Genomic DNA, 20,121 nt, shown 5'->3' on the forward strand with positions numbered 1-20,121 from the left:
GTCGCATTATTATGCACGCGCGGGAACCTGGCGAAGCGCATGCACCGACGCCGCGCAGCCGTACCACATGCCGCGAGGCCAGAGGGCCTGCCCGCTGCGGCTTGCGCGAGGATGCGGCGATAATATCGCAACATCCGCTCATCGATGACTTTGGCCGCAGCCGAAGGCGATACAGGGTAATGGCATCCCGGGACACCAGCATGAATCCCACCGCACTTGAATATTTCGTCCGCATCGCGCAGTCCGGCAGCATCTCGCGCACCGCCATCGAGGCGGGAATCGAACAATCCACCATGACCCGCCATATCGCGCGGCTGGAGGCGGAACTGAAGGTGCGCCTGTTCCACCGCAGCGGCAGGGGCGTGGTGCTGACCGATGCCGGCGCCCTGCTGCTGACCCGGGCCCGCAAGGTGGCCGAGGCGCTGGATGAAACGCGCAAGCTGGCCGTCACGCTGGCGGACGAAGGCCCGTCGGAACTGGTAATTGCGGCCCAGCCGACGATTGCGCAGCGCAGTTTCGCCGCCGTGGCGCGCGCACTGCGAGCCTGCTTTCCGGACACGCGGCTGCACATGGTGGAAACGCTGGGTCACCAAATCATCAACTCCCTGGCCGACGGCAAGATCGACGTCGCCTTGCTGTACGTGCCCAACACACAGGCCGGCACAGTGGACATGGACGTACTGCTGCACGAGCCCTTGTATCTCATTCTGCCTCCCGACTATCCGCCCGCCGCCACGACCACGCCCGTCACCCGGATGTTCGACCAGCCGCTGATCCTGCCCGGCACACCGCACGGGGTGCGCGGCCTGGTCGAATCCTTGGCGCTGAGCTGCAACCGGCGCCTGCACGTCGAAGTGGAATGCGACGGCTCGAATGCCATTACCAAGAACCTGGTGCGAGGCGGCGTAGGCTGTGCGGTGCTGCCCCTGGCCACCGTGGCCGAAGAGGTAGCGCTGGGCCAGGTGCAGGCGTCACGCCTGGTCGAACCCGAGGTCATACGCCAGATCGCCATCGCCACGGCACGCAACCGGCCGCCGGTGATCGGCCAGTGGGACATCCTGCAAACCCTGCGCCAGGCGATCCTGGGCCAAACCGCGCAAGGCAACTGGCCGGGCGCCACCGAGGCCGCCGGCCCGGCCGGCGCCGGCCTTGAAGCCGGCCCGCCCGATACACAAGATGCTTAATGCAGCTTGATGTGGCCCTTGGCCGCCACGGCCGCCCATTTGGCGACCTCGGCCTTCTGGAAGGCGGCCAGCTCGTCGGGGCCCATGCCCGAGATCGTGATGCCCAGCCCTTCCAGGCGCTTGCGCACCTCGGGCTTCTGCAAAGTCGCATGCATGGCAGCATAGAGCTTGTCGATAATCGGCCTGGGTGTGCCGGTGGGCGCGAACACCGCCTGCCACGACACGACTTCGTAATGCTCCAGGCCATTGCCGAAGTCTTTCAGCGGCTTCACGTCGGGCAGCATGGCGGCGGGCTGGGTCGAAGTAACGGCCAAGGCCCGCAGCTTGCCCGACTGGATCAGCGGCAGCGCCGAGGTGATGTTGTCGAACAGCAGATCGATGTCGCCCGCGGCCAGCGCCTGCAGCGAAGGGGCGCTGCCCTTGTAGGGCACGTGCAGCATATGCGCGCCGATGTCCTGGGCGAACAGTTCACCCGCCAGGTGCTGCGAAGAGCCCACGCCGGACGAGCCGAAAGTCAGGGCGTCGTTTTTGCTGCGAGCCTTCTTGATGAGGTCGTCAACCGTCTTGTAGTCGCTGTTGGCGCGCACCACCAGTACATTGGGCAGCGTGCCGGTAAGGATTATGGGCGTAAAAGACTTGACGGGGTCGTAGCCAATTGAAGGATAGATACTTACATTGATGGCGTGCGAGCTGATCGTGCCGCCCACCAGCGTATAGCCGTCGGGCTTGGCGCGCGCCGCATAGGCCGTGCCCAGGCTGCCGCCGGTTCCCGGCTTGTTTTCTACTACCATCGACACGCCCAAGGCCTGGCCCACATACTGGGCATACATGCGGCCCAGTATGTCCGTGGCGCCACCGGGCGCGAAAGGCACGACGTAATTGATGGGCCGGTCGGGCCAGGCGTTTGCCGCCAGGGCAGGCAAAGGGGCCACCGTCGCAACTGCCAGCATGCCGGCGGCCGATTGCAGAAACTGTCTTCTGGCGATTTTCATGAACTGATGTCTCCTGGTAGAAGTAGGCGTCTCGGAGCCCAGTGGCCGAGCCACGAAAAAGAAGGCACATTCTATCGGCCGCCAAGCTGCGCAACACATGCATTTATTACATATCAGAAATGGCGTTGCGGCCATATCATCACTATGGAATGTATCTATACACTGCTGAGCATCCTTAGCCGAAGCCATGCAAAATTGAAAGGAATTGCAAGATGAAGGACTCGCTCGCCCCAGTGCTTGCAACAGACATACAGACCGCCTCGCCACGCAGCGCGGGCCGCGCCATCGTGGACGCGCTGCGCCAGCATGGCGTGGATCGCATATTCTGCGTGCCCGGGGAAAGCTACCTGGAAGTGCTGGACGCCCTGTACGACACGCAGGAAATCGAGCTGGTCGTAGCCAAGCATGAAGGCGCGGCCGCCAACATGGCCGAAGCCGACGGCAAGCTGACCGGGCGCCCCGGCATATGCATGGTCACGCGCGGGCCCGGCGCGACGCACGCCAGCATAGGCGTGCACATCGCCCAGCAGGACTCGACCCCGATGCTCATGTTCGTCGGCCAGATCGCCCGCGGCCACGTGGGGCGCGAAGCCTTCCAGGAAGTGGACTACCAAGCCATGTTCGGCTCCCTGGCGAAATGGGTGGTCGAGATCAACGACGCCGACCGCATCCCCGAAATCATGGCGCGCGCTTTCCATACGGCGATGTCGGGCCGGCCAGGCCCGGTGGTGATATCGCTGCCGGAGGACATGCTGCTGGATCCCTGCCACACACCGGACTGCCCCGCGCCAACCCTGGCGCCGGCGTCGGTCGCGCCGGAAACACTGGCGCAGATCACCGGCGCCCTGGCCGCGGCGCAGCGCCCGCTGGTGTTCATCGGCGGCCCGAACTGGAGCGAAACCGCCCGCGGGAACCTGGCCGCATTCCTGGAACGCTGGAATCTGCCCGCCTCATGCGCCTTCCGCCGCCAAGACATTCTGGACAACCGCAATCCGCACTATGCCGGCCACATGAGCCTGGGCATGAACCCCGCGCTGGCTCGGCGCATCAAGGAATGCGACCTGATACTGGCCATAGGGACGCGGCTGGGCGACGTCATGACCGATGGCTATACCCTGCTGAAACCACCGCGCCTGGCACAGAAGCTCATCCATATCCACGCCGACGCGGCGGAGCTGAACCGCGTCTTCCAGGCAGATCTTGCGGTGCAAAGCCGCGCCGCCGAGGCGGTCGCCGCGCTGGCCGGCACCACGCCGCCGGCCAGCCGCCCCTGGGACGGCTGGACTCGCGCCGCCCGCGCCGACCAGGAGGCCTATGGCCTTGTGCCGACGCAGCCCGCCGCGCACACGGGGGTGGACATGGGCTTTGTCGTCAAGCACCTGTCGCAGACCCTGCCGGACGACGCCGTACTGACCAACGGCGCCGGCAATTACTCCGTATGGCTGCACCGCTACTACGAATACCGCAGCGGCCGCAGCCAGCTGGCGCCCACTTGCGGCGCCATGGGCTACGGCCTGCCGGCCGCGGTGGCCGCCGCGCTGCGTGACAAGACGCGCAGCGTGGTATGCCTGGCAGGCGATGGCTGCTTCCTGATGTACCCTCAGGAACTGGCCACCGCCGCCGAACACGGCGCCAAGCTGGTAGTGCTGGTGGTCAACAATGGCATGTACGGCACGATACGCATGCACCAGGAACGGCGCCACCCGGGCCGTATCAGCGGCACGCGCCTGCAGGGGCCGGATTATGTGACACTGGCGCAATCCTTCGGCGCCTACGGCGAACGCGTAACGCGCGGCGCAGACTTCCCGGCGGCATTCGCCCGCGCCCGCGAGGCCGGCGGCCTGGCGCTGCTGGAACTGCAAGTGGATCCGCGCCAGATCACGCCGACGATGCGCCTGGCCGAGTAAAGCCGCCGGGCATCGGGCACAGCGATCATACGCCGCCGGCATCAACCCGCCGCCGCGAGCGGCAGCGTAAACAAGATCAGGAAAGACAAGGAACACATCATGAACGGCATTTCAGACAAGCTGCGCCAGGCCTTGACCGGCATCTCGGGCATATTGGTGACCCCCTTCGACAACGCAGACCAGATCGAGCCCGAGCGCTTGCGCCCGGTCATGGACAGAGCCATAGACGCCGGCGTCGACATCTTGGTCGTCAACGGCAACACCAGCGAGTTCTATGCGCTGCAGGCGCACGAAGCGCAGGCCATGATGGAGGCCGTGACCGACATGGCCGCGGGCCGCGCGCCGGTCGTCAATGGCGTAGGCCGCAGCGTGCACGAAGCCTGCGCGCTGGCGCGCGCCTCGCGCAAGGCAGGCGTCGACGGCATCATGGTGCACCAGACGCCCGATCCGTTCGTATCGCCGCGCGGCCTGGTGGATTATGTGCAGCGGGTCGCCGACGCGGCCGACGGCCTGCCGGTCATGCTGTACCTGCGCAACGACGCCATCGGCACGGACGCCATCGTGCGGCTGACGGAAATCCCCGGCGTGGCCGGGGTGAAATGGGCCTCGCCGAATCCGATCAAACTGGCGCAGGCCATCGAGCGCGCCGCCCCCGGGATCATCTGGGTAGGAGGCCTGGCCGAAACCTGGGCGCCGGCGCTGTGCGCCGTGGGCGCGCAAGGCTTCACATCGGGGCTGATCAACATCTGGCCCGAGCGCTCGGTGGCAATCCTGCAGGCGCTGCGTGCGCAGGACTACGCGCACGCCATGCAGCTGATCCGCGGCATCGAGGCGTTCGAGGACATCCGCGCGCAAGAACTCAATGGCACCAATGTCACCGGCGTGAAGGCCGCGCTGCAGATCATCGGCAACGACTGCGGCCCGACGCGCCCGCCCGCCGCCTGGCCGCTGACCAAAGACCAGCAGGCGCGCCTCGAAGAGCTGGTGCGCGGCTGGGGCATCACGCGCCAGTAATGTCTTCGCGGCTCTTGGAGGCTGGCGGCCGTGCGGCTACGTGCGCCGCGCGGCATCCTCGCTGAACGGGAACACGCGCTCCATCTGCAGGTGCTGATAGGGAAGCTGCTTGAGATCGGCCAGCCCGTAATCGGGGGTGTCCACGATCAGGATCTCGCGCGCGAGCGGCTCGTAAAAGGCCCGGAAATGGGTCTTGGAGCGCAAGATGATGATGTCGAAGTCCTCGGGCTTGAGGCCGAAGACGTAGAACGGATCGCCGTCCACCGCAAAGGCGAATCGGCTGACGACACTGACGCTGACGCCATCGATGTCGAGCAGCGCGCACTCCCCCAGATTGACCGGCATCCCATGCATATAGGTGCCTGATACGCGGTACCGCTTGGTGCCGGCCCAGAGCACTTTGGCCTTCACATCCAGCGTCGGGCCGGCCTTGTCCGAACTGTGGCCGCCCAGTTGCAGGCGCACCTCGCTGCCGGCACCCGCTTCACAGGCCTTTTTCGCGCTGGCGGCATCCCAGATGAATGGTGCCGCCACGCGCTCGAGCCGGCGCTTCAGAACCTCTGCGAGTATATAAGTGGAGTCGTTCATCCGGTCGGCGTGTTCCAGCAGGACATAAGGCCTGCCCTTGCCTTCCCCGGCCGCCACCTGCGCGGTGACGTGATCCACGGCCTCGGTCACCGAATATACGCGCAAGGGCCGATACAGCGCGTTCCGGGCTGCCCAGATCTTGTCGGAAAATGTTCTGGCGAGCTTCTCGGCCTGTTGTTGGTCGTCGTCCGCCACCACCAGGACGCTGAAGCCCGTGTTGTGCGCATCCGCATACGAAAACCCCGCCATTACGGAAATATCCAGATAGCGGGCGTTATTCTGCTCGGCCGTTTCGGTCTCTTTGATGATGTCGGCCAAGGGATGCAGGGCCGTGGCGCTGAAGATGCTGGGCACCAGCACGCCGGGCTTGGCAATCGCCCACGTGGGGCGGATTTGCCCGCGCAGCGTCCGTACCAGGCAATCGGCCGCGCGGCGCCCGGTATCGCCGGTGTCCGTGTGCGGAGAGCGTTGATACGCAAACGCGGCAGTGGCGTTTTTCAAGGTCTCGGCATCGATATTGCCATGGTAGTCCAGGGCGACCATGATGGGCTTGCCCGGCCCTATCGCCCCACGCACCCGGTCGATGAAGTAGCGTTCGGGATCGCGATAGGACGGGGCCCAGCAGGCTCCGTGCAAAAACAGCAGCACACCGTCGAGCGTATCGGCCTGTGCACGGATCGCTTGCGCCATCTCTTCGGCATAGCGTTCTACCACCTCGTCGGTAGTCGGGCCTACGGCTCCGAGCGCCGCATTGACGATGGGCATCATGGCCACGTGTTCGCGCTCACACACCTCGATAAAGCCGCCCATTACGGTATTCGTGCCGCGCAGGTTCTCGAAAATGCGCTCGCCCCGGCTGGCCTGGCTCTCGAAATCGGCGTATGTCGCCGCCTTGGGAAGGAAGCTGACGCACTCGATGTGAAATCCGGCCAACGCCACGCGAAATTCGGAATGCTCGCCCCGCGCGGAGCCGTCAAACGTATCGACCATAAAGATCTCCGTAAGTGTGTGTTCGTAGAAACAGGATCAGAGCGCGCGCAGCCTCATACATACCGTCGGTAGATATCTTCACGCCGGTCGGTGAAGATACCGGTCGAAGCCCGATAGCGCGCCACCGCCGAAAGATCTAGATCGGCCCGCACGAGGTCTTCGCCGTCGGTTCCGGATTTCGCGAGCACCTTGCCATCGGGAGCCACGATCAGGCTGCGCCCCAGAAAGTGGAAGCTGCCTTGGTCGCCGGCCCGGTTGCAGCTGAGGAAAAACACGCCATTCTCCACGGCGCGGGTATAGGCCCGGTGCAGAAACAGGTCGGGATCGGCAAGCGGCGTGTCTTCCGGCGTGGCCGACGCCCACGCGCTGGTGATGATTTCCGCCCCTTGCAGGGCCATGATGCGCGTGATTTCGGGAAAGCGGATGTCGTAGCAGATCTGCATGCCGATGCATCCGAGCCCGGTCTGCCAGGTGGATATGCTGTCGCCCGGCACGAAGTAGAGCTTTTCCATGTGCCAGCGATGCATCTTGTGATAGATGCCGACGACGCCTTCGGGCCCGACCAGCACCGACGAATTGTGCATGACGCCGGCAAGCTTGGGGTGGCGCAGCGCCAGGCCCGCCACGAGATAGGCATCGTGCCGGCGCGCGATATCGCACAACATCCGTATGCCGGGGCCGCCTTGCGCCGGCTCCGCCGCTTCGTACAGTTGCAGCGCATACCCGCGATCGTTGTCGATGCGAGCCCCATACGGCAGGCCGGGCGATATGGGATCGACATAGCCCGTGTTGGAGAGCTCGGGAAAGACGATCAGGCGCGAGCCCGACCGGGCCTCGGAGGCGGCCAGCGCGCTCATGGCGGACAGGTTGTGTTCCGGCTCCAGCAGCCTGGGGCTGAACTGGATGAGGCTGGCTTGAAAAGAGCTTGTCATTGCCGATCGAAGTAAGGATTCTACAAAGCCATAGTTGAACGCAGCGCGCTACGCGGCTATGCGCGGCACGGCGTTGATGAGTTTCCGGGTATAGGAATGTGCCGGATGATGAACAATCTGGTCGGTCGGCCCCACCTCGACGATTTCACCGAGATACATCACCGCGGTTCGATGGCAGATCTGCGACACTAGAGCCAGGTCATGGGATATCACCAGCACGCTGAGCTTCTTCTGCGCGCTGATGCGATCGAGCAGCGCGATCACCTGGGCCTGCACCGTGACGTCCAGTGCCGACGTCGGTTCGTCCATCACCAGAACTTCCGGCGACAGGGCCAGCGCGCGCGCCAGGCTCAGGCGCTGGCACTGGCCGCCCGACAGCTGGCGCGGCCTGCGGCCGGCAATGGAAGATTCCAGGCCGACGTCGTTCAGCAACTGCGCCACCTTCTCGTCCAGGTTCATTGCCGCGTACTGGCGGCGATGGATGATGAGCGGCTCGGCGACCAGTTCGGCCGCCGTCATCCGCGGGTCGAGAGCGCCGAAAGAATTCTGGTAGACGAACTGGATCTTGCGCGCGAAGTCGGGCCTGTCGCGGTTTTTGATCGAAGCAACATCGATGCCGCAGATTTTTACGGTACCCGAGGTGGGGGCCTCGAGCCCGACCGCGATGCGCGCCAGCGTCGTCTTGCCGGAGCCCGATTCTCCGACCAGGCCCAGCCATTCGCCGCGATGCAGATCCAGATCTACCCCCTTCAAGGCCAGGACGCCTTCGCGTCTGGCGCCCAGCCAGCCGGATTTTCGCGATCTGAACGATTTCTTCAGATCGCGGATCGAAATGACAGGAGAATCGGACTGTGCTGTTTCAAACAAGATGTCACCTCTAGCCATCGCATCTATCGGAGGGCGTCATCGGGCCGCACCATCTCGTCCCGGAAATGGCAGGCGCTGCCGTGACTGGCGAGCGGATCCAGGGCCGGCTGGACGGAGCTGCAAAGTTCACGCCCCCTGCTGAGGGTGCACCTGGGACTGAACCGGCAGCCGTCGGGCCATTGGCCGGGCGCGGGCACGTTGCCGGGCAGATAGAAGCGCTGCGCATTCCTTTCCCCTAGCTGCGGCCGGCTTTTCAGCAGCGCCGCGGTATAGGGATGGCGCGGCGCCAGCAGCACATCCCGGGTGGAGCCGATCTCGACGATCCGGCCCGCATACATGACCACGACCCGATCCACCAGCCCCGCCACGGCCGCGAGATTGTGGCTGACGAAAATGATGGCGCAATGGCGCTCGCTCTGCACGCGTTTTATCAGCTCTATTACCTGTGCCTGTATGGTGACGTCCAGCGCGGTCGTCGCCTCGTCCGCGATGAGCAGCGACGGCGAGTTGCAGATGGCAATGGCGATGGCCACCCGCTGGGCCATGCCGCCCGACAGTTCGTGCGGATAAGAGTGCGCCACTCGGTTCGGGTCGGTGATGCCCACATCGGCCAGCAGTTTCAGGCCTTCTTGCAAAGCCTGGCGTTGCGGCATGCGACGGCGCGACCGGATGGCTTCGACGAGCTGCGAACCTATCTTGAACAGGGGATCCAGGCTGCCGATGGAATCCTGGAACACCATACCCATGCGCGATCCGCGCAGCGCCTGCAGCTGCGCCGCGCCCGCACTCGTGATCTCGGTGTCGTCCACCTGGATGGCGCCTCCGGCGACATGCACGCCCTTGGGCAGCAGGCCGAAAATGGAACGCACCAGCAGCGACTTGCCGGAGCCCGACTCGCCGATGATGCCCAGCGCCTCGCCGCGCCGCAAGGAGAGTGACAGATCATCGAGCAGGCGGATTTCCTCTCCGCGCTCATTCCAGGTGGCGAGAGTCAGCCCGTCGACGGCCACGAGCGCATCGACCTGGCGGGTGGGGCCGGGCTGGCCGCAGGAATGATCGGCTGCCGCGGCTACGCAAGAAGCCGGACTCACCGCTTTCCTCCAGTGATGACATCGCTCTTGTCTCGCAGCCAGTCGCCAATGATGTTGACCGCCATGGCAGTAACGGCGATGCAAAGCCCGGGGGCGATCGTCAACCACCACGCCTGGGTAATGTACAGCCGCCCTTCCCCGAGCATATTGCCCCACGACGGCGTTGGCGGCGGAACGCTCAGGCCCAGAAAGCTCAGGCCGGCATCGATCACGATGGCGCGGGCCATGACGTAGGTCGCCTGGACGGCAATCGGGCCTATGGTATTGGGCATCACATGCCGGACGGCGGCGCGCCAGCGCGGCCCTCCCATCACTTTCACGGCCTCGACGAAGGGCGCTGAAGTGACCCCGAGAGAGACGCCGCGTGTCACCCGGGCGATTCTGGGAAAGAAAACCACCGAAAGCGCGAAGATGACCTGCCAATATCCGCCGCCGAAGGTGGCGATGATCAGGATGGCGAGAATGATCGGAGGGAAAGCAATGAAGCCATCCAGTATGCGCATGACGAAGTTGTCGAGCCCCCTCCAGACTGCGACCAGAATGCCGCATGCGCCCCCGAGCACACTGCTGACGATGGCCGTACCCAGCCCGATGATGATCGAAGTTCTCGCGCCCACAATCGCCCGGTCGAAGACATCCCGGGCAAAGTTGTCGGTACCGAAGAAATGGGCCAGCGAAGGCGGTTGCAGGCGCGCGCCTAGAATAGGCGTGGTGGCGCCATACCGCGTAATGACATCGCCCAGCACCACCGCGGCCAGAATGGCGGCCAAGGCGACGAACGCCAGTACGACCGAGACATCGGGGCCCCTGGAGCGGCGCGGGCTTGTTTTTTTCGACACCATGACAGCAGATTTCATTGGCATTACCACTCAAGCACCTGCGTCGCGTATCCTCGGGTCAATCGCCGCGTACAGCATGTCGACCAACAGATTCACGACTACATAAGAAACGGCGGCCAACAGCACCGCACCCTGCAATAGCGGATAGTCCCGACGTTGCGCCGCCTGCGTGATCAGCCAACCGAAGCCCGGGATATTGAAGACGATCTCGACCACCACGGCAGCCGTGATGAAGCCGGCGAACGCGTTGCCGATGACAGTGATCGCCGCCACCAGCGAGCTCTTGAGCTGATGCCTGAACAGGATGGTACGCGGCTTCAGGCCGCGCGCATACAGAGACGTAACCCAGGGCTCTTCGCTGGTGGATATGACTGAATCGCGCACAATGCGCGCTACCAGGGCGAGCTGATCGACTGCCAGGGCGATGCCGGGCAGCAGAATGGAATGCAGCCACCCGCTGAGCGACACGTCGGGCGCAACGTACCCGGACACGGGCAGCAGTCCGAGATGCACGGCAAAAATCAGCACCAGCACCATCCCCACCCAGAACTCGGGCAGCGACATGCCCAGGAAACTGAGCGACATCAGGAATTTGTCTTGCACCGTGTCGCGCCGATGCCCTGCAATCAAGCCTAGCGGGATTCCGATTGCGATCATGATGACGAGAGCCAGCCCTGAAATGCTCAGGGTCGGCCAAATATGCTGCACAATGACATGGCCGACGGGCGCATCGAAGAAGATCGACTTCCCGAAGTTGCCGTGCAGCATGTTCGCGCACCAGTGCCAGAGCTGGCTTCCCAGGGATCCGCGCAGGCCCCACTGGGCTTCGAGTTCGGCGACCTGTTGTTGGCTCGCGCCGTCCCCCAGCATGAGCTCGATCGGGTTGCCCGGCGCCAGGCGCGACAGGGTGAAGGTCAGGAGCCCGATCACGACGATGACCGGAATCACCGCCGTGACGCGATATGCCAGATAACGGGTTATCGAATTCTGCCGGCTCGCCATGTGGCATCCTTATCAAGCGCAGCGCTCATGCAAGTTCCCCCCGAATCAACGAACCTTGGCATTCCACCACGTGGGTTGATAGAACGACATGGCCGACACATCCACCGACGGGACAAAGGCGTTGAGGCTGGCGATATCCGCAATCTTGACCGCGGGCACGTCCCGATAGAACTGGGCCTGAATCTCGTTCATGACTTCGGACTGCTTCTTGCTGTCGTTGCCGGCAGTATTCCAGTCGGCCAGCAGCTTGGCCACTTTGCCCTTGCCATACCAGCCGTCGAAGGGGAAGTGGCCGGTCAGAAGCAGATTGGAAGTCGGCAGGATGTAGCCCAGGCCGAAGCCGGTGCTGAACATGTCCCAGGTCTTTGTCTGCTTGTAGTGGGCATTCATGGTGGCCCAGTCCATGACTTTCATTTTGACGTTGAAGCCGGCGGCGGTCAGCTGGCTTTGCAGCACTATCGACGCGTTGTAGATCCATGAAATGGCGGTCGAAGTCATCAAGACGACAGGCTCGCCGTGATAGCCGGCTTCGCTCAGCAACTGCTTGGCCTTCTTCAGATCCGGATGGTCGTAGCTGTCGGCGCCCACGCCGCTGGTCAGTACGCCCATGCCTTTTGGATAGATGCCGGGCGAAAGCTGGTAAAGCTCGGGATCACCGTACGCGAGCTGGCCCAAGGCGCTCTGGTTGATGGCCAGCGCGGCGGCACGCCGCACCTTGACGTTGTCGAACGGCGGCTTGGAGGTATTGAGCAACAGGAACTGCGCGTAGTAAGGCCGGATGATCTGGGGCTTCAGGCTCGCCGCCGTCTTGACCTGGGCATACAGGTCGGCCGGCAAATTGAGAATGGCCTTGTACTGGCCGCCGATGGCACTCTGCAGCCGGGTGTTGCTGTCGGGGACGAAGGACACGACCACCTTGCTGAAGCTCGCGGCCTTCCTGCCCGCGAGACCGCTGGGCTTCGCATCGACGGAACTGTAGCCGTCGTAGCGATTCAGGACATAGTTCTGCCCCCGATGCCACGCCGTCAGCCGGTAAGGCCCGGTGCCGATCAGGTCTTTGACGTCATTGATGCTGGACTTGCCGTACTTGTCGACGATGGCCTTGGGCATGATGATGGCCGGCGCGATCGGTACCGCCAGTGTGCGCACCACATCGTAGGGCTGCTTGAGCTCGATCTTCACCGACAGCGGCGTAGGCGCCGAGATCTGCGCGACATTGGCCCACATGGCCTCGCCGATGGGAGACACTTGGCCCCAGCGCTGGAGCGATGCAACCACGTCGGAGGCCGTCATCGGCGTTCCGTCCTGGAATTTGACGCCAGAGCGCAGCGGAATGGTGTACGTGCGGCCCGCATCACCGATCTGCGGCATGCCCGCGGCCAGCATGGGAACGGGTGAATAGCTTGAATCGACCGTGTACAGGGTTTCGAACACCTGGACGCCGGCGATCTGGGTGGAGCCCTGGGTGGACGCCATCCAGTCGAAGGTCGAGGGCTCCGCGTCGGTTGCAACAGTCAGGGTGCAGGCGGCACTCGTCGTGCCCTTGGGGCAGGCCGGCTCTTTGGCCGCTGCACTGGTGAAATGGCTGAGGAATGCGGCCGCGGCGAGCGCAAGGGCTGCCTTGTGGCCGCGAAACAAAGATTTGCCGGGGGCTGAATGGTGGGATTGCAATTGAATATCTCCGTTGTACCTATCTCGTTCTTCGCAGTTCTTTCTTGATGGCTCCAGGCGAACCCCGCAGAAAACAGCACCGGAACCGACACACGACTGCTGAGAAAATCATGTTATCTGAAGAATCAAACGTTGACAATATCAATTTATACACAACATATGTATCTTCAGGGTAAACACCAGCCAAAACCGGAGCCCATAGGCTCGAGCAGGAATCTGCGCAGGCTTCCAGAAACCACAGCGCCCTGCCGCAGACCGCAACCATGGCGGCTGGCCGCGCCTTTTCGGGCGCAGCGGATATCCATTCACGAACGTTGTCGAACAGCGGGAATCCCCCCGCTTACGCTGCCGGCAATACCTGGCGCACGGTTCGATCCAGCCGGGCAACGATCTCTTCGATCTCTCCCGCGCTGCAGATGAAGGGCGGCGCCAGCAATACATGGTCGCCATGTTCGCCATCGACAGTCCCGCCCATGGGGTAAGTCATCAGGCCGTTTTCCAGCGCCTGGCGCTTCAGGCGGGCATGGGTCTTGAGCGCGGGATCCAGCGGCGATTTGTCCGCCCGATCGCGCACGAACTCCACCCCGACGAACAAGCCCCTGCCCCGCACTTCGCCCACGTTCGGATGGTCGGCAAAAACCTCGCGCAGACGCGCCCGCAGCTGTTCGCCGCGAGCCTGCACGTTCGCAAGCAGGCCATCGCGCTCGATCACCCGCTGCACCGCCAGCGCTGCCGCGCAGGCCGTGGCATGAGCCATGTAAGTATGCCCGTGCTGGAAAAAGCCACTGCCGCCGCAGATGGTGTCATAGATGCGGCGGCTGGCCACCATGGCGCCGATGGGCTGATAACCCCCGCCGAGCCCCTTGGCAATGGCCAGTATGTCCGGCGCAATGCCGTCTTCCTCGCAGGCAAACAAATGACCCGTGCGTCCCATGCCGCACATCACCTCGTCCAAAATGAGCAGCACTCCGTACCGATCGCAAACTTCGCGGATGCGCTGGAAGTACGTACGCACAGGCGGTAGCGCGCCGGCCGTGGAGCCCACTACGGTTTCCGCCACGAAGGCGGCCACCCGATCGGCGCCGACCTCCTGGATCTTGCGCTCGAGCTCGTCCGCCAGCCGGGCCGCATATTGTTCCTCGGCCTCATCGGCGCGCTGGTCGCGATAGGCATAGCAGGGAGACACATGATGCGCAGGCACCAGCAGCGGCAGGAACGGCTCGCGGCGGGCCTCATTGCCGCCGATGGCCAGCGCCCCGAGCGTGTTGCCGTGATAGCTCTGGCGCCGGGCAATGAAGCAACTGCGCTGCAGTTCGCCACGCTCGACGAAATACTGGCGGGCCAGCTTCAGCGCAGCCTCCATCGCTTCGGAGCCTCCCGAGACGAAATACACGCGATCCAGATCGCCCGGCGCGCGCGCCACCAGGAAATCGGCCAGATCTTCACAGGGCTGGTTCGTGAAGAACGACGAATGGGCGTATTCCAGCTGGTCGATCTGGGTCTTGACGGCTGCGATCACGTCGGGATGGCCGTGCCCCAGGCACGATACCGCCGCCCCCCCGGAAGCATCCAGGTATTGGCGGCCTTGGGCATCAAACAAGGAAATACCCTGCCCGCGCACCGCGCAATTCAGCGCGTGCTGCGGGTTGCGATGAAACACATGAGTCATGATGTAGATATTGGGTTATTGTGGCAAGCAACAGAAAGAATGATGGACAAGCAACATACGTTTCATTCATCATATCAAATGAAACGTATAAATCAATCCCTATTCGTGGAATCCACGCATTTCTCATAAAACTGTCATGCCAGCGCCACACACTCTTGACGAGCTGATCCACAGAATAAAGTCCTGCTATGAGGATCTGAGCCCGCAATTCCAGGCGGGTGCACGCTACCTCATCGACCACCCGATTCAGGTCTCGACACTCTCGGCTCGCAAATTGGCTGTCCTGGCGCAAGTCCAGCCCGCAACACTGGTGCGCCTGGCCCAGCACCTCGGCTACGACGGCTGGGACGCCATGAAGTCGGTGTTCACGCGCGACTTTCAGCTGCCCCCGGGCAGCTACGCCGCCCGGGCCCAGTCGCTGGTTCAGCGTCCCGAAACCATCCAGGCGGTGTGGGAAACGGCCATCGCGCAGCACAGCCGCAACCTCAATGCCCTCAGCCTGGCGAACCAGAAGACCATGACCCAAGTAGTGGAGCAGTTGCGAAAGGCCAAGCGCATTCTGGTCGCGGGCTTTCGCTCTTGTTATCCCGCGGCCTTCAACCTGCGGTATCTGTGCAATCTTTTCCGCTCCGACGTGCATCTGCTTCATAACACGGGGGGCACGATGGATATGGATCTGCACCATCTGCATAGCGACGACACGGTGGTGCTGATCAGCTACGACCCATATTCACGTGAAATTTCCGTCGTCGCCAACGCCGCCTACGAAGCCGGCTGCCACATCATCACCCTGTGCGACAGCCAGCTCGCCCCGATTGCCTTGAAAGCCGACGACGTCATGACATTTCCCACCCAGGGAAACTCTTTCATTCCCTCGACGGTGGCCCTGCATGCCCTGGTCGAGATGCTGGCCCAACAACTGCTCGTGCGGGGCGGGGAAGAGGCAATCGGCCAATTGGCACGCACCGAAACCAGGCTGCGCGCCAGCAAGGCTTATCTTTAACAGCGGCCGCGGCGCAAAGAAAAAAACGGCAGCGGCTCGGGGAAGCCGCGGACATGAAAAAGGAAAGCCACATGAACACGCACGAATACATGATGCCGCTGGCCGCCCTGGCGGCCGAACACCCCGCCCTGCTTGCGGGCTTCGACGGCGTGGCCATCGGCCACGACACCGATACGCGCCGCCCTACCGGCTGCACCGTATTCCTGTTCAAGCACGGGGTGTGCGCCTCGGCGGACGTGCGCGGCGGCGCGCCGGGCACGCGTGAAATCGCCCTGCTCGAGCCCGTCAATACAGTATCGAGCATCCACGGCCTGGTGCTGTCGGGCGGCAGCGCCTACGGCCTGGACACGGCCGGCGGCGTGATGCGCTGGCTGGCCGAACGGCGCATCGGCTTCCAGCTCGGCCACCGCGTCATCCCCATCGTGCCGGCCGCGGTGCTGTACGACCTGGAAGTGGGCGAGGCCGAGGCATACCCGGACGCGCAATCCGGCTACCGCGCCTGCCAGCGCGCCGCAACGCTGGCGGAAGTACAGGACGGCTCGATGGGCGCCGGCGCCGGCGCAACCGCGGGCAAACTATTCGGCATGGATCGCGCCATGCGATCGGGCATAGGCATGATGGCCTGCGTGGTGCCCGGCACCGACGTGGTCGTGATCGCCGTAGTGGCGGCCAACCCGGTGGGCGACATCTACGCGGCGCAAAGCCCCGAGATACTAGCCGGCGCCCGCGCCGACGAACGCGGCCGGTTCCTGCACACCACCCGCAGCATGATCGAAGCCGCCGAGTCCGGCATGCAGCATCTGTTCGCCAGCAATACCACCATAGGCGCCATACTCACCAACGCGCCGCTGGACAAGGCGCAGCTGCAGAAAGTGGCGCAGATGGGCCACGACGGCCTGGCCCGCACGATCAACCCCATACACACTCCGCTGGACGGCGACACCCTGTTCGCCGTCAGCACCGCACGCAGCCAAACGTCTTTGTCCGTGGGCCTGCTGGGCACGGTGGCCGCAGAGACCGTGGCCGCCGCTACCGTGCGCGCCGCCATGCAGGCCGACAGCCTGCCCGGGCTGCCCTGCCATCGGGACTGGCGGGTCTGAAGCGCAGCCGCTTTTCAGGCCCGCGTACCTTGGCCAAACCCAGTCTGGCGCAGTTCCCGTAGCAGGCCTTCTTCCAGCTGTCTTGCCGCGCGCCCCAAACCCCGGTTCAAGGGCCAAACAATATCCAGCTGCAAGAACCCGGCGCATTCGATCGGCAATACACACAAACCGTGGCGCCGAGCATAAATGCTGCTCATGCTGTCAAGGATCGCCACGCCAAGTCCACGCTCTGCGAAGGCACAGGCGACGGAATACTGGCTGACTTCTATCTCCGGTACGAAAGGCAGGCGTGCGGCCTCGAACTGCCGTGCGGTCAGCGCGCCGATCTGCAGGTGGCGGCTCAGGGAAATATACGGAATGGACTCGAAATCGGCGAGTACCAGCGACGTGCGCGACGCAAGCGGATGATCGGGTCTCAGTACTGCGTGTATGGCCAGGCGCGCCAGCGTCTTCTGCCCGACGTTGGGCCAGGCCGCGGAACCGATAACGACACCGACGTCGATACGCTGATCCGCCGCCAGCCCGACTACACCCAAGGTCATATCAGTGCGTACCGCCACGCGAACTGCAGGGCTTTGCTGCTTGAGCCACGCAATAGCGCCCGGAAGCACACTTGCGCCAACAGCGGCGACGGCCCCTACTTCCAGCCCCTGCCGCGTGCGTACATACCCGCGCATACTGGCGGCCACACGCTCGGCATTGTCTAACGCCACCAACGCATTGACGATCTCGGGCAGCAATATGCGAGCCTCATCCGTCAACGCCAAACGCCGCTTTTCGCGCGTGAACAACGCAAACCCCAGCTTGCTTTCCAGCCCCTTCAACATGGCGCTCGCGGCCGGCTGCGACATATTCGTGGCTGCCGCAGCCAAGGTCACGGAGCCCGTACGGCCGACTGCTTCGAACAAAGACATTTCGCGCTTGTTCATTGGCACGCCCATTCTCCTCCGAATTACCTGCACCTCCATTTCATACATATTAATGTATGAATACAGCCAACTAATATATTTGACCGTATTAAACGGCTTGCCAGATACTAACCATACGGATGCGCGCCGAAACATACCGCCCGCGGCTCTGCCCGACCAGGCCTTGCTGCGCGCCGCTACCAACCTCCAATATGGCGAAAAATCATGAGTCAACACCTCAAGCTGTTTTCTCTTATTTTGTGCGGAGTGCTTGCCAGCACCCTGAGTGCATCCGGCAAAGCCGAGTCAGGCGAGGCCGCAGGCCCCATCCGCATCGTGATCGGCGCCCCGCCGGGGGGAGCTCCCGACACAGTGGCGCGCATCGTCGCCCAGCACATGCAAGTCGACGGGCGCGGCATCATTATCATGAACAAGAATGGTGCGGCTACCATGATCGCAGCGCAGTATGTCGCCCATTCGCAGCCCGACGGAAATACCCTCTTGTTGGCGAGCCAGACTACAGTTGCTGTCGCCCCCGTCCTGCAAAACGTCACGAGGTTCGATCCCGTCAAAGACTTCACCGGCGTCGCCCTGATCGGCAGCGCCCCGCAGGTGCTGCTGGCCGGCCCCAAGCTGAAAGCCAATACGGTTCCGGAGTTGATTGCGCAGGCCAAGGCGGCGCCCGGCCACATCGACTTCTGCTCGGGGGGCGTTGGCACCTCACCCTACATGGCGGCGGTGCTCTTTGCCCAAATGGCCGACATCCAGCTCAACAGCATTCCTTACGCGGGCGAGCAAGCCTGCATCACCGAAATGCTGGCCGGACGCCTGCCCTTCATGTTTGCCAACGCATCCACGGCGCTGCGCCATCTCTCAGACAAACGCCTGCGGGCACTGGCCGTGACCAGTACCCAACCAGCCGCCTTCGCACCGGAACTGCCGACTGTCGCCGATGCCGGGCTCAAGGGCTACGAAGTGGCAACGTGGCTCGGCTTGCTGGCTCCGGCAGGAACCCCGCAGCAAGCCATCGATCGGATCAACGCAGAAGTCCGCCGCGTACTGCACCTGCCCGATGTGCGACAAAAGCTGGAGGCCCAAGGCTATGCATTGTCCGACGACAGCCCTGCCGCATTCACCCGCTACTACATGGCCGATCGCGAAAAATGGATCAAAGTAATCGAGAAAGCCGGCCTCAAGGGCGCCCATTGACCCACACCCTGCCCCACTCGACGGCACACCAGAGACACACCAGAGATTTACCGCAATGAGCAACAACGACAGCAACATCGGCAGCACCGGCGACCGTACCGTTCTCGGCGTCACGCATAGCATCGTTCCCGCCGCCATTCCTCAGGGCGCCTGCGATTGCCATGTACATATCTTCGGCCCTTACGACAAGTACCCTCTGGCCGCAAACCGCGTGTTCATGCCCAGTCCAGCCTCGGTCGACGACTTATTGGCATTGCACGAGGCCTTGGGCATCGATCGGACGGTCATCATCCAGGCCAGCCCACAAGGAATCGACAACCGCTGCACCATCGACGCATTGAATCAATTAAATGCAGCCGGCCATGCCGCGCGCGGAGTCGCCGTCCCGGCATCGGACGCTAGTGCGGCGGAATTGCATGAACTGCACACGGCGGGCGTACGCGGAGCCCGCATCAATCTGCAATCGTATGGTCAATGCGACCCAGAGGCGGGGCGCCAGGCTCTGGCGCGCACCGTGGCGCAAGTAGCCGATTTGGGCTGGCACATACAAATCTATACCAATCTGGCCGTGATCGCTGCCATGGCCGATGCGCTGGCTCACTGCCCAATTCCCGTAGTCATCGACCACTACGCTCTCGCCAGCGCTGTGGCCGGCACCGGACAGGCGGGGTTTGAAAATCTGCTGGAAATCGTTGCTGCCGGCAATGTGTACGTGAAGCTTTCCGCGCCTTACCGCCTGACCACGTGGAAGGATGGCCGCCCGCCCGAGGCAGCACGAGATATCGCCCGGGCGTTGATCGACACACGCCTGGATCGGATGTTGTGGGGTACCGACTGGCCACACACCGGGCCCTGGCCCGGCAAGCCGAGATCCGTCGACGCATGTGAACCGTTACACCCCATCGACGATGGCCGGCAACTGGCGGCTTTCCGCTCCTGGGTCAGCGCAACAGAAGCACAGGCAATCCTGGTGGACAACCCCGCCCGCCTATACGACTTCAATTCTTAGTGTGGGGGCTTAGGACACCCTCATTGCGCCCATTGCCGCAAGACACCGAAGTTGCCACGATACGGCGCTCGACGGCGAAGCGCCGGCGCTCCCGCTATCTCGGGCATCTTAAAACTGTCATGTTTGCCCCCTACGATACGCGCTGA

The 20,121-nt window shown here is 63.5% G+C and carries 17 protein-coding genes; 7 read left to right on the forward strand and 10 right to left on the reverse strand.

Annotation, left to right across the window (positions count from 1 at the left end):
* The first annotated feature begins 200 nt into the window (after positions 1 to 200).
* The gene (locus CEY11_RS18530) at positions 201 to 1,184 is read left to right on the forward strand and encodes a LysR family transcriptional regulator (RefSeq protein ID WP_088604958.1); all 984 of its coding nucleotides are present in this window, start codon (positions 201 to 203) and stop codon (positions 1,182 to 1,184) included.
* Here the strand turns inward: CEY11_RS18530 and CEY11_RS18535 are convergent.
* A complete protein-coding gene (locus CEY11_RS18535) occupies positions 1,181 to 2,176 on the reverse strand; it encodes a Bug family tripartite tricarboxylate transporter substrate binding protein (RefSeq protein ID WP_088604882.1) in 996 nt (331 codons plus the stop codon). The two genes, CEY11_RS18530 and CEY11_RS18535, sit on opposite strands and share 4 nt — an antisense overlap.
* A 212-nt stretch (positions 2,177 to 2,388) precedes the next feature.
* On the opposite strand from CEY11_RS18535, the gene CEY11_RS18540 reads away from it, so the two are divergent.
* The gene (locus CEY11_RS18540) at positions 2,389 to 4,083 is read left to right on the forward strand and encodes a thiamine pyrophosphate-binding protein (RefSeq protein ID WP_088604883.1); all 1,695 of its coding nucleotides are present in this window, start codon (positions 2,389 to 2,391) and stop codon (positions 4,081 to 4,083) included.
* 99 nt (positions 4,084 to 4,182) lie between these two features.
* Complete coding sequence (locus CEY11_RS18545) at positions 4,183 to 5,097, forward strand: dihydrodipicolinate synthase family protein (protein WP_088604884.1); 915 nt, start codon at positions 4,183 to 4,185, stop codon at positions 5,095 to 5,097.
* 36 nt (positions 5,098 to 5,133) lie between these two features.
* Here the strand turns inward: CEY11_RS18545 and CEY11_RS18550 are convergent, their stop codons facing one another.
* The 8 genes from CEY11_RS18550 to CEY11_RS18585 all read right to left on the reverse strand — a co-directional run bounded on the left by CEY11_RS18550 (position 5,134) and on the right by CEY11_RS18585 (position 14,746).
* Complete coding sequence (locus CEY11_RS18550) at positions 5,134 to 6,675, reverse strand: M81 family metallopeptidase (protein WP_088604885.1); 1,542 nt, start codon at positions 6,673 to 6,675, stop codon at positions 5,134 to 5,136.
* A 53-nt stretch (positions 6,676 to 6,728) separates the two neighbouring features.
* Positions 6,729 to 7,607, reverse strand: a complete 879-nt coding sequence (locus tag CEY11_RS18555; RefSeq protein ID WP_088604886.1) for a carbon-nitrogen hydrolase family protein — start codon at positions 7,605 to 7,607, stop codon at positions 6,729 to 6,731.
* Between the two features lie 48 nt (positions 7,608 to 7,655).
* Positions 7,656 to 8,474 carry an ABC transporter ATP-binding protein gene (locus tag CEY11_RS18560; RefSeq protein WP_158215373.1) on the reverse strand — a complete coding sequence of 273 codons (819 nt, stop codon included), beginning with the start codon at positions 8,472 to 8,474 and terminating at the stop codon, positions 7,656 to 7,658.
* 23 nt (positions 8,475 to 8,497) lie between these two features.
* On the reverse strand, positions 8,498 to 9,565 hold the full coding sequence (locus CEY11_RS18565; RefSeq protein ID WP_158215374.1) for an ABC transporter ATP-binding protein: 1,068 nt from the start codon (positions 9,563 to 9,565) through the stop codon (positions 8,498 to 8,500).
* Positions 9,562 to 10,422, reverse strand: coding sequence for an ABC transporter permease (locus tag CEY11_RS18570; RefSeq protein ID WP_158215375.1), 861 nt, complete (start codon positions 10,420 to 10,422; stop codon positions 9,562 to 9,564). The genes CEY11_RS18565 and CEY11_RS18570 overlap by 4 nt, the downstream gene beginning before the upstream one ends.
* A gap of 12 nt (positions 10,423 to 10,434) precedes the next feature.
* Positions 10,435 to 11,406 (reverse strand): ABC transporter permease, encoded by a 972-nt coding sequence (locus tag CEY11_RS18575; protein WP_088604890.1) that lies wholly within the window; start codon positions 11,404 to 11,406, stop codon positions 10,435 to 10,437.
* 45 nt (positions 11,407 to 11,451) lie between these two features.
* Positions 11,452 to 13,077: an ABC transporter substrate-binding protein gene (locus CEY11_RS18580; protein ID WP_143322924.1), complete on the reverse strand. Its 1,626-nt coding sequence runs from the start codon at positions 13,075 to 13,077 to the stop codon at positions 11,452 to 11,454.
* Between the two features lie 340 nt (positions 13,078 to 13,417).
* On the reverse strand, positions 13,418 to 14,746 hold the full coding sequence (locus tag CEY11_RS18585) for an aspartate aminotransferase family protein (RefSeq protein WP_088604892.1): 1,329 nt from the start codon (positions 14,744 to 14,746) through the stop codon (positions 13,418 to 13,420).
* A 136-nt stretch (positions 14,747 to 14,882) separates the two neighbouring features.
* Between CEY11_RS18585 and CEY11_RS18590 the strand changes: the two genes are divergently transcribed.
* Both CEY11_RS18590 and CEY11_RS18595 read left to right on the forward strand, forming a co-directional pair.
* Positions 14,883 to 15,749, forward strand: coding sequence for a MurR/RpiR family transcriptional regulator (locus tag CEY11_RS18590; protein WP_088604893.1), 867 nt, complete (start codon positions 14,883 to 14,885; stop codon positions 15,747 to 15,749).
* A gap of 71 nt (positions 15,750 to 15,820) precedes the next feature.
* Positions 15,821 to 16,849, forward strand: a complete 1,029-nt coding sequence (locus CEY11_RS18595; protein WP_233154962.1) for a P1 family peptidase — start codon at positions 15,821 to 15,823, stop codon at positions 16,847 to 16,849.
* A gap of 14 nt (positions 16,850 to 16,863) precedes the next feature.
* Here the strand turns inward: CEY11_RS18595 and CEY11_RS18600 are convergent, their stop codons facing one another.
* Entirely contained in the window at positions 16,864 to 17,913 is a 1,050-nt protein-coding gene (locus CEY11_RS18600) for a LysR family transcriptional regulator (RefSeq protein ID WP_088604894.1), read from the reverse strand.
* 69 nt (positions 17,914 to 17,982) lie between these two features.
* Between CEY11_RS18600 and CEY11_RS18605 the strand changes: the two genes are divergently transcribed.
* Positions 17,983 to 18,966 (forward strand): Bug family tripartite tricarboxylate transporter substrate binding protein, encoded by a 984-nt coding sequence (locus CEY11_RS18605; RefSeq protein ID WP_088604895.1) that lies wholly within the window; start codon positions 17,983 to 17,985, stop codon positions 18,964 to 18,966.
* A gap of 55 nt (positions 18,967 to 19,021) precedes the next feature.
* Positions 19,022 to 19,975 (forward strand): amidohydrolase family protein, encoded by a 954-nt coding sequence (locus CEY11_RS18610; protein WP_088604896.1) that lies wholly within the window; start codon positions 19,022 to 19,024, stop codon positions 19,973 to 19,975.
* The last annotated feature ends 146 nt before the right edge of the window (positions 19,976 to 20,121 follow it).

The sequence above is a fragment of the Candidimonas nitroreducens genome, from assembly GCF_002209565.1.
Taxonomy (GTDB): Bacteria; Pseudomonadota; Gammaproteobacteria; order Burkholderiales; family Burkholderiaceae_B; genus Candidimonas; species Candidimonas nitroreducens.

Coding starts and splice junctions, on each gene's coding strand:
- CEY11_RS18530 (WP_088604958.1), top strand. CDS start 201: ATGAATCCCACCGCACTTGAATATTTCGTCCGCATCGCGCAGTCCGGC.
- CEY11_RS18535 (WP_088604882.1), bottom strand. CDS start 2,176: ATGAAAATCGCCAGAAGACAGTTTCTGCAATCGGCCGCCGGCATGCTG.
- CEY11_RS18540 (WP_088604883.1), top strand. CDS start 2,389: ATGAAGGACTCGCTCGCCCCAGTGCTTGCAACAGACATACAGACCGCC.
- CEY11_RS18545 (WP_088604884.1), top strand. CDS start 4,183: ATGAACGGCATTTCAGACAAGCTGCGCCAGGCCTTGACCGGCATCTCG.
- CEY11_RS18550 (WP_088604885.1), bottom strand. CDS start 6,675: ATGGTCGATACGTTTGACGGCTCCGCGCGGGGCGAGCATTCCGAATTT.
- CEY11_RS18555 (WP_088604886.1), bottom strand. CDS start 7,607: ATGACAAGCTCTTTTCAAGCCAGCCTCATCCAGTTCAGCCCCAGGCTG.
- CEY11_RS18570 (WP_158215375.1), bottom strand. CDS start 10,422: ATGAAATCTGCTGTCATGGTGTCGAAAAAAACAAGCCCGCGCCGCTCC.
- CEY11_RS18575 (WP_088604890.1), bottom strand. CDS start 11,406: ATGGCGAGCCGGCAGAATTCGATAACCCGTTATCTGGCATATCGCGTC.
- CEY11_RS18585 (WP_088604892.1), bottom strand. CDS start 14,746: ATGACTCATGTGTTTCATCGCAACCCGCAGCACGCGCTGAATTGCGCG.
- CEY11_RS18590 (WP_088604893.1), top strand. CDS start 14,883: ATGCCAGCGCCACACACTCTTGACGAGCTGATCCACAGAATAAAGTCC.
- CEY11_RS18595 (WP_233154962.1), top strand. CDS start 15,821: ATGAACACGCACGAATACATGATGCCGCTGGCCGCCCTGGCGGCCGAA.
- CEY11_RS18600 (WP_088604894.1), bottom strand. CDS start 17,913: ATGTTTCGGCGCGCATCCGTATGGTTAGTATCTGGCAAGCCGTTTAAT.
- CEY11_RS18605 (WP_088604895.1), top strand. CDS start 17,983: ATGAGTCAACACCTCAAGCTGTTTTCTCTTATTTTGTGCGGAGTGCTT.
- CEY11_RS18610 (WP_088604896.1), top strand. CDS start 19,022: ATGAGCAACAACGACAGCAACATCGGCAGCACCGGCGACCGTACCGTT.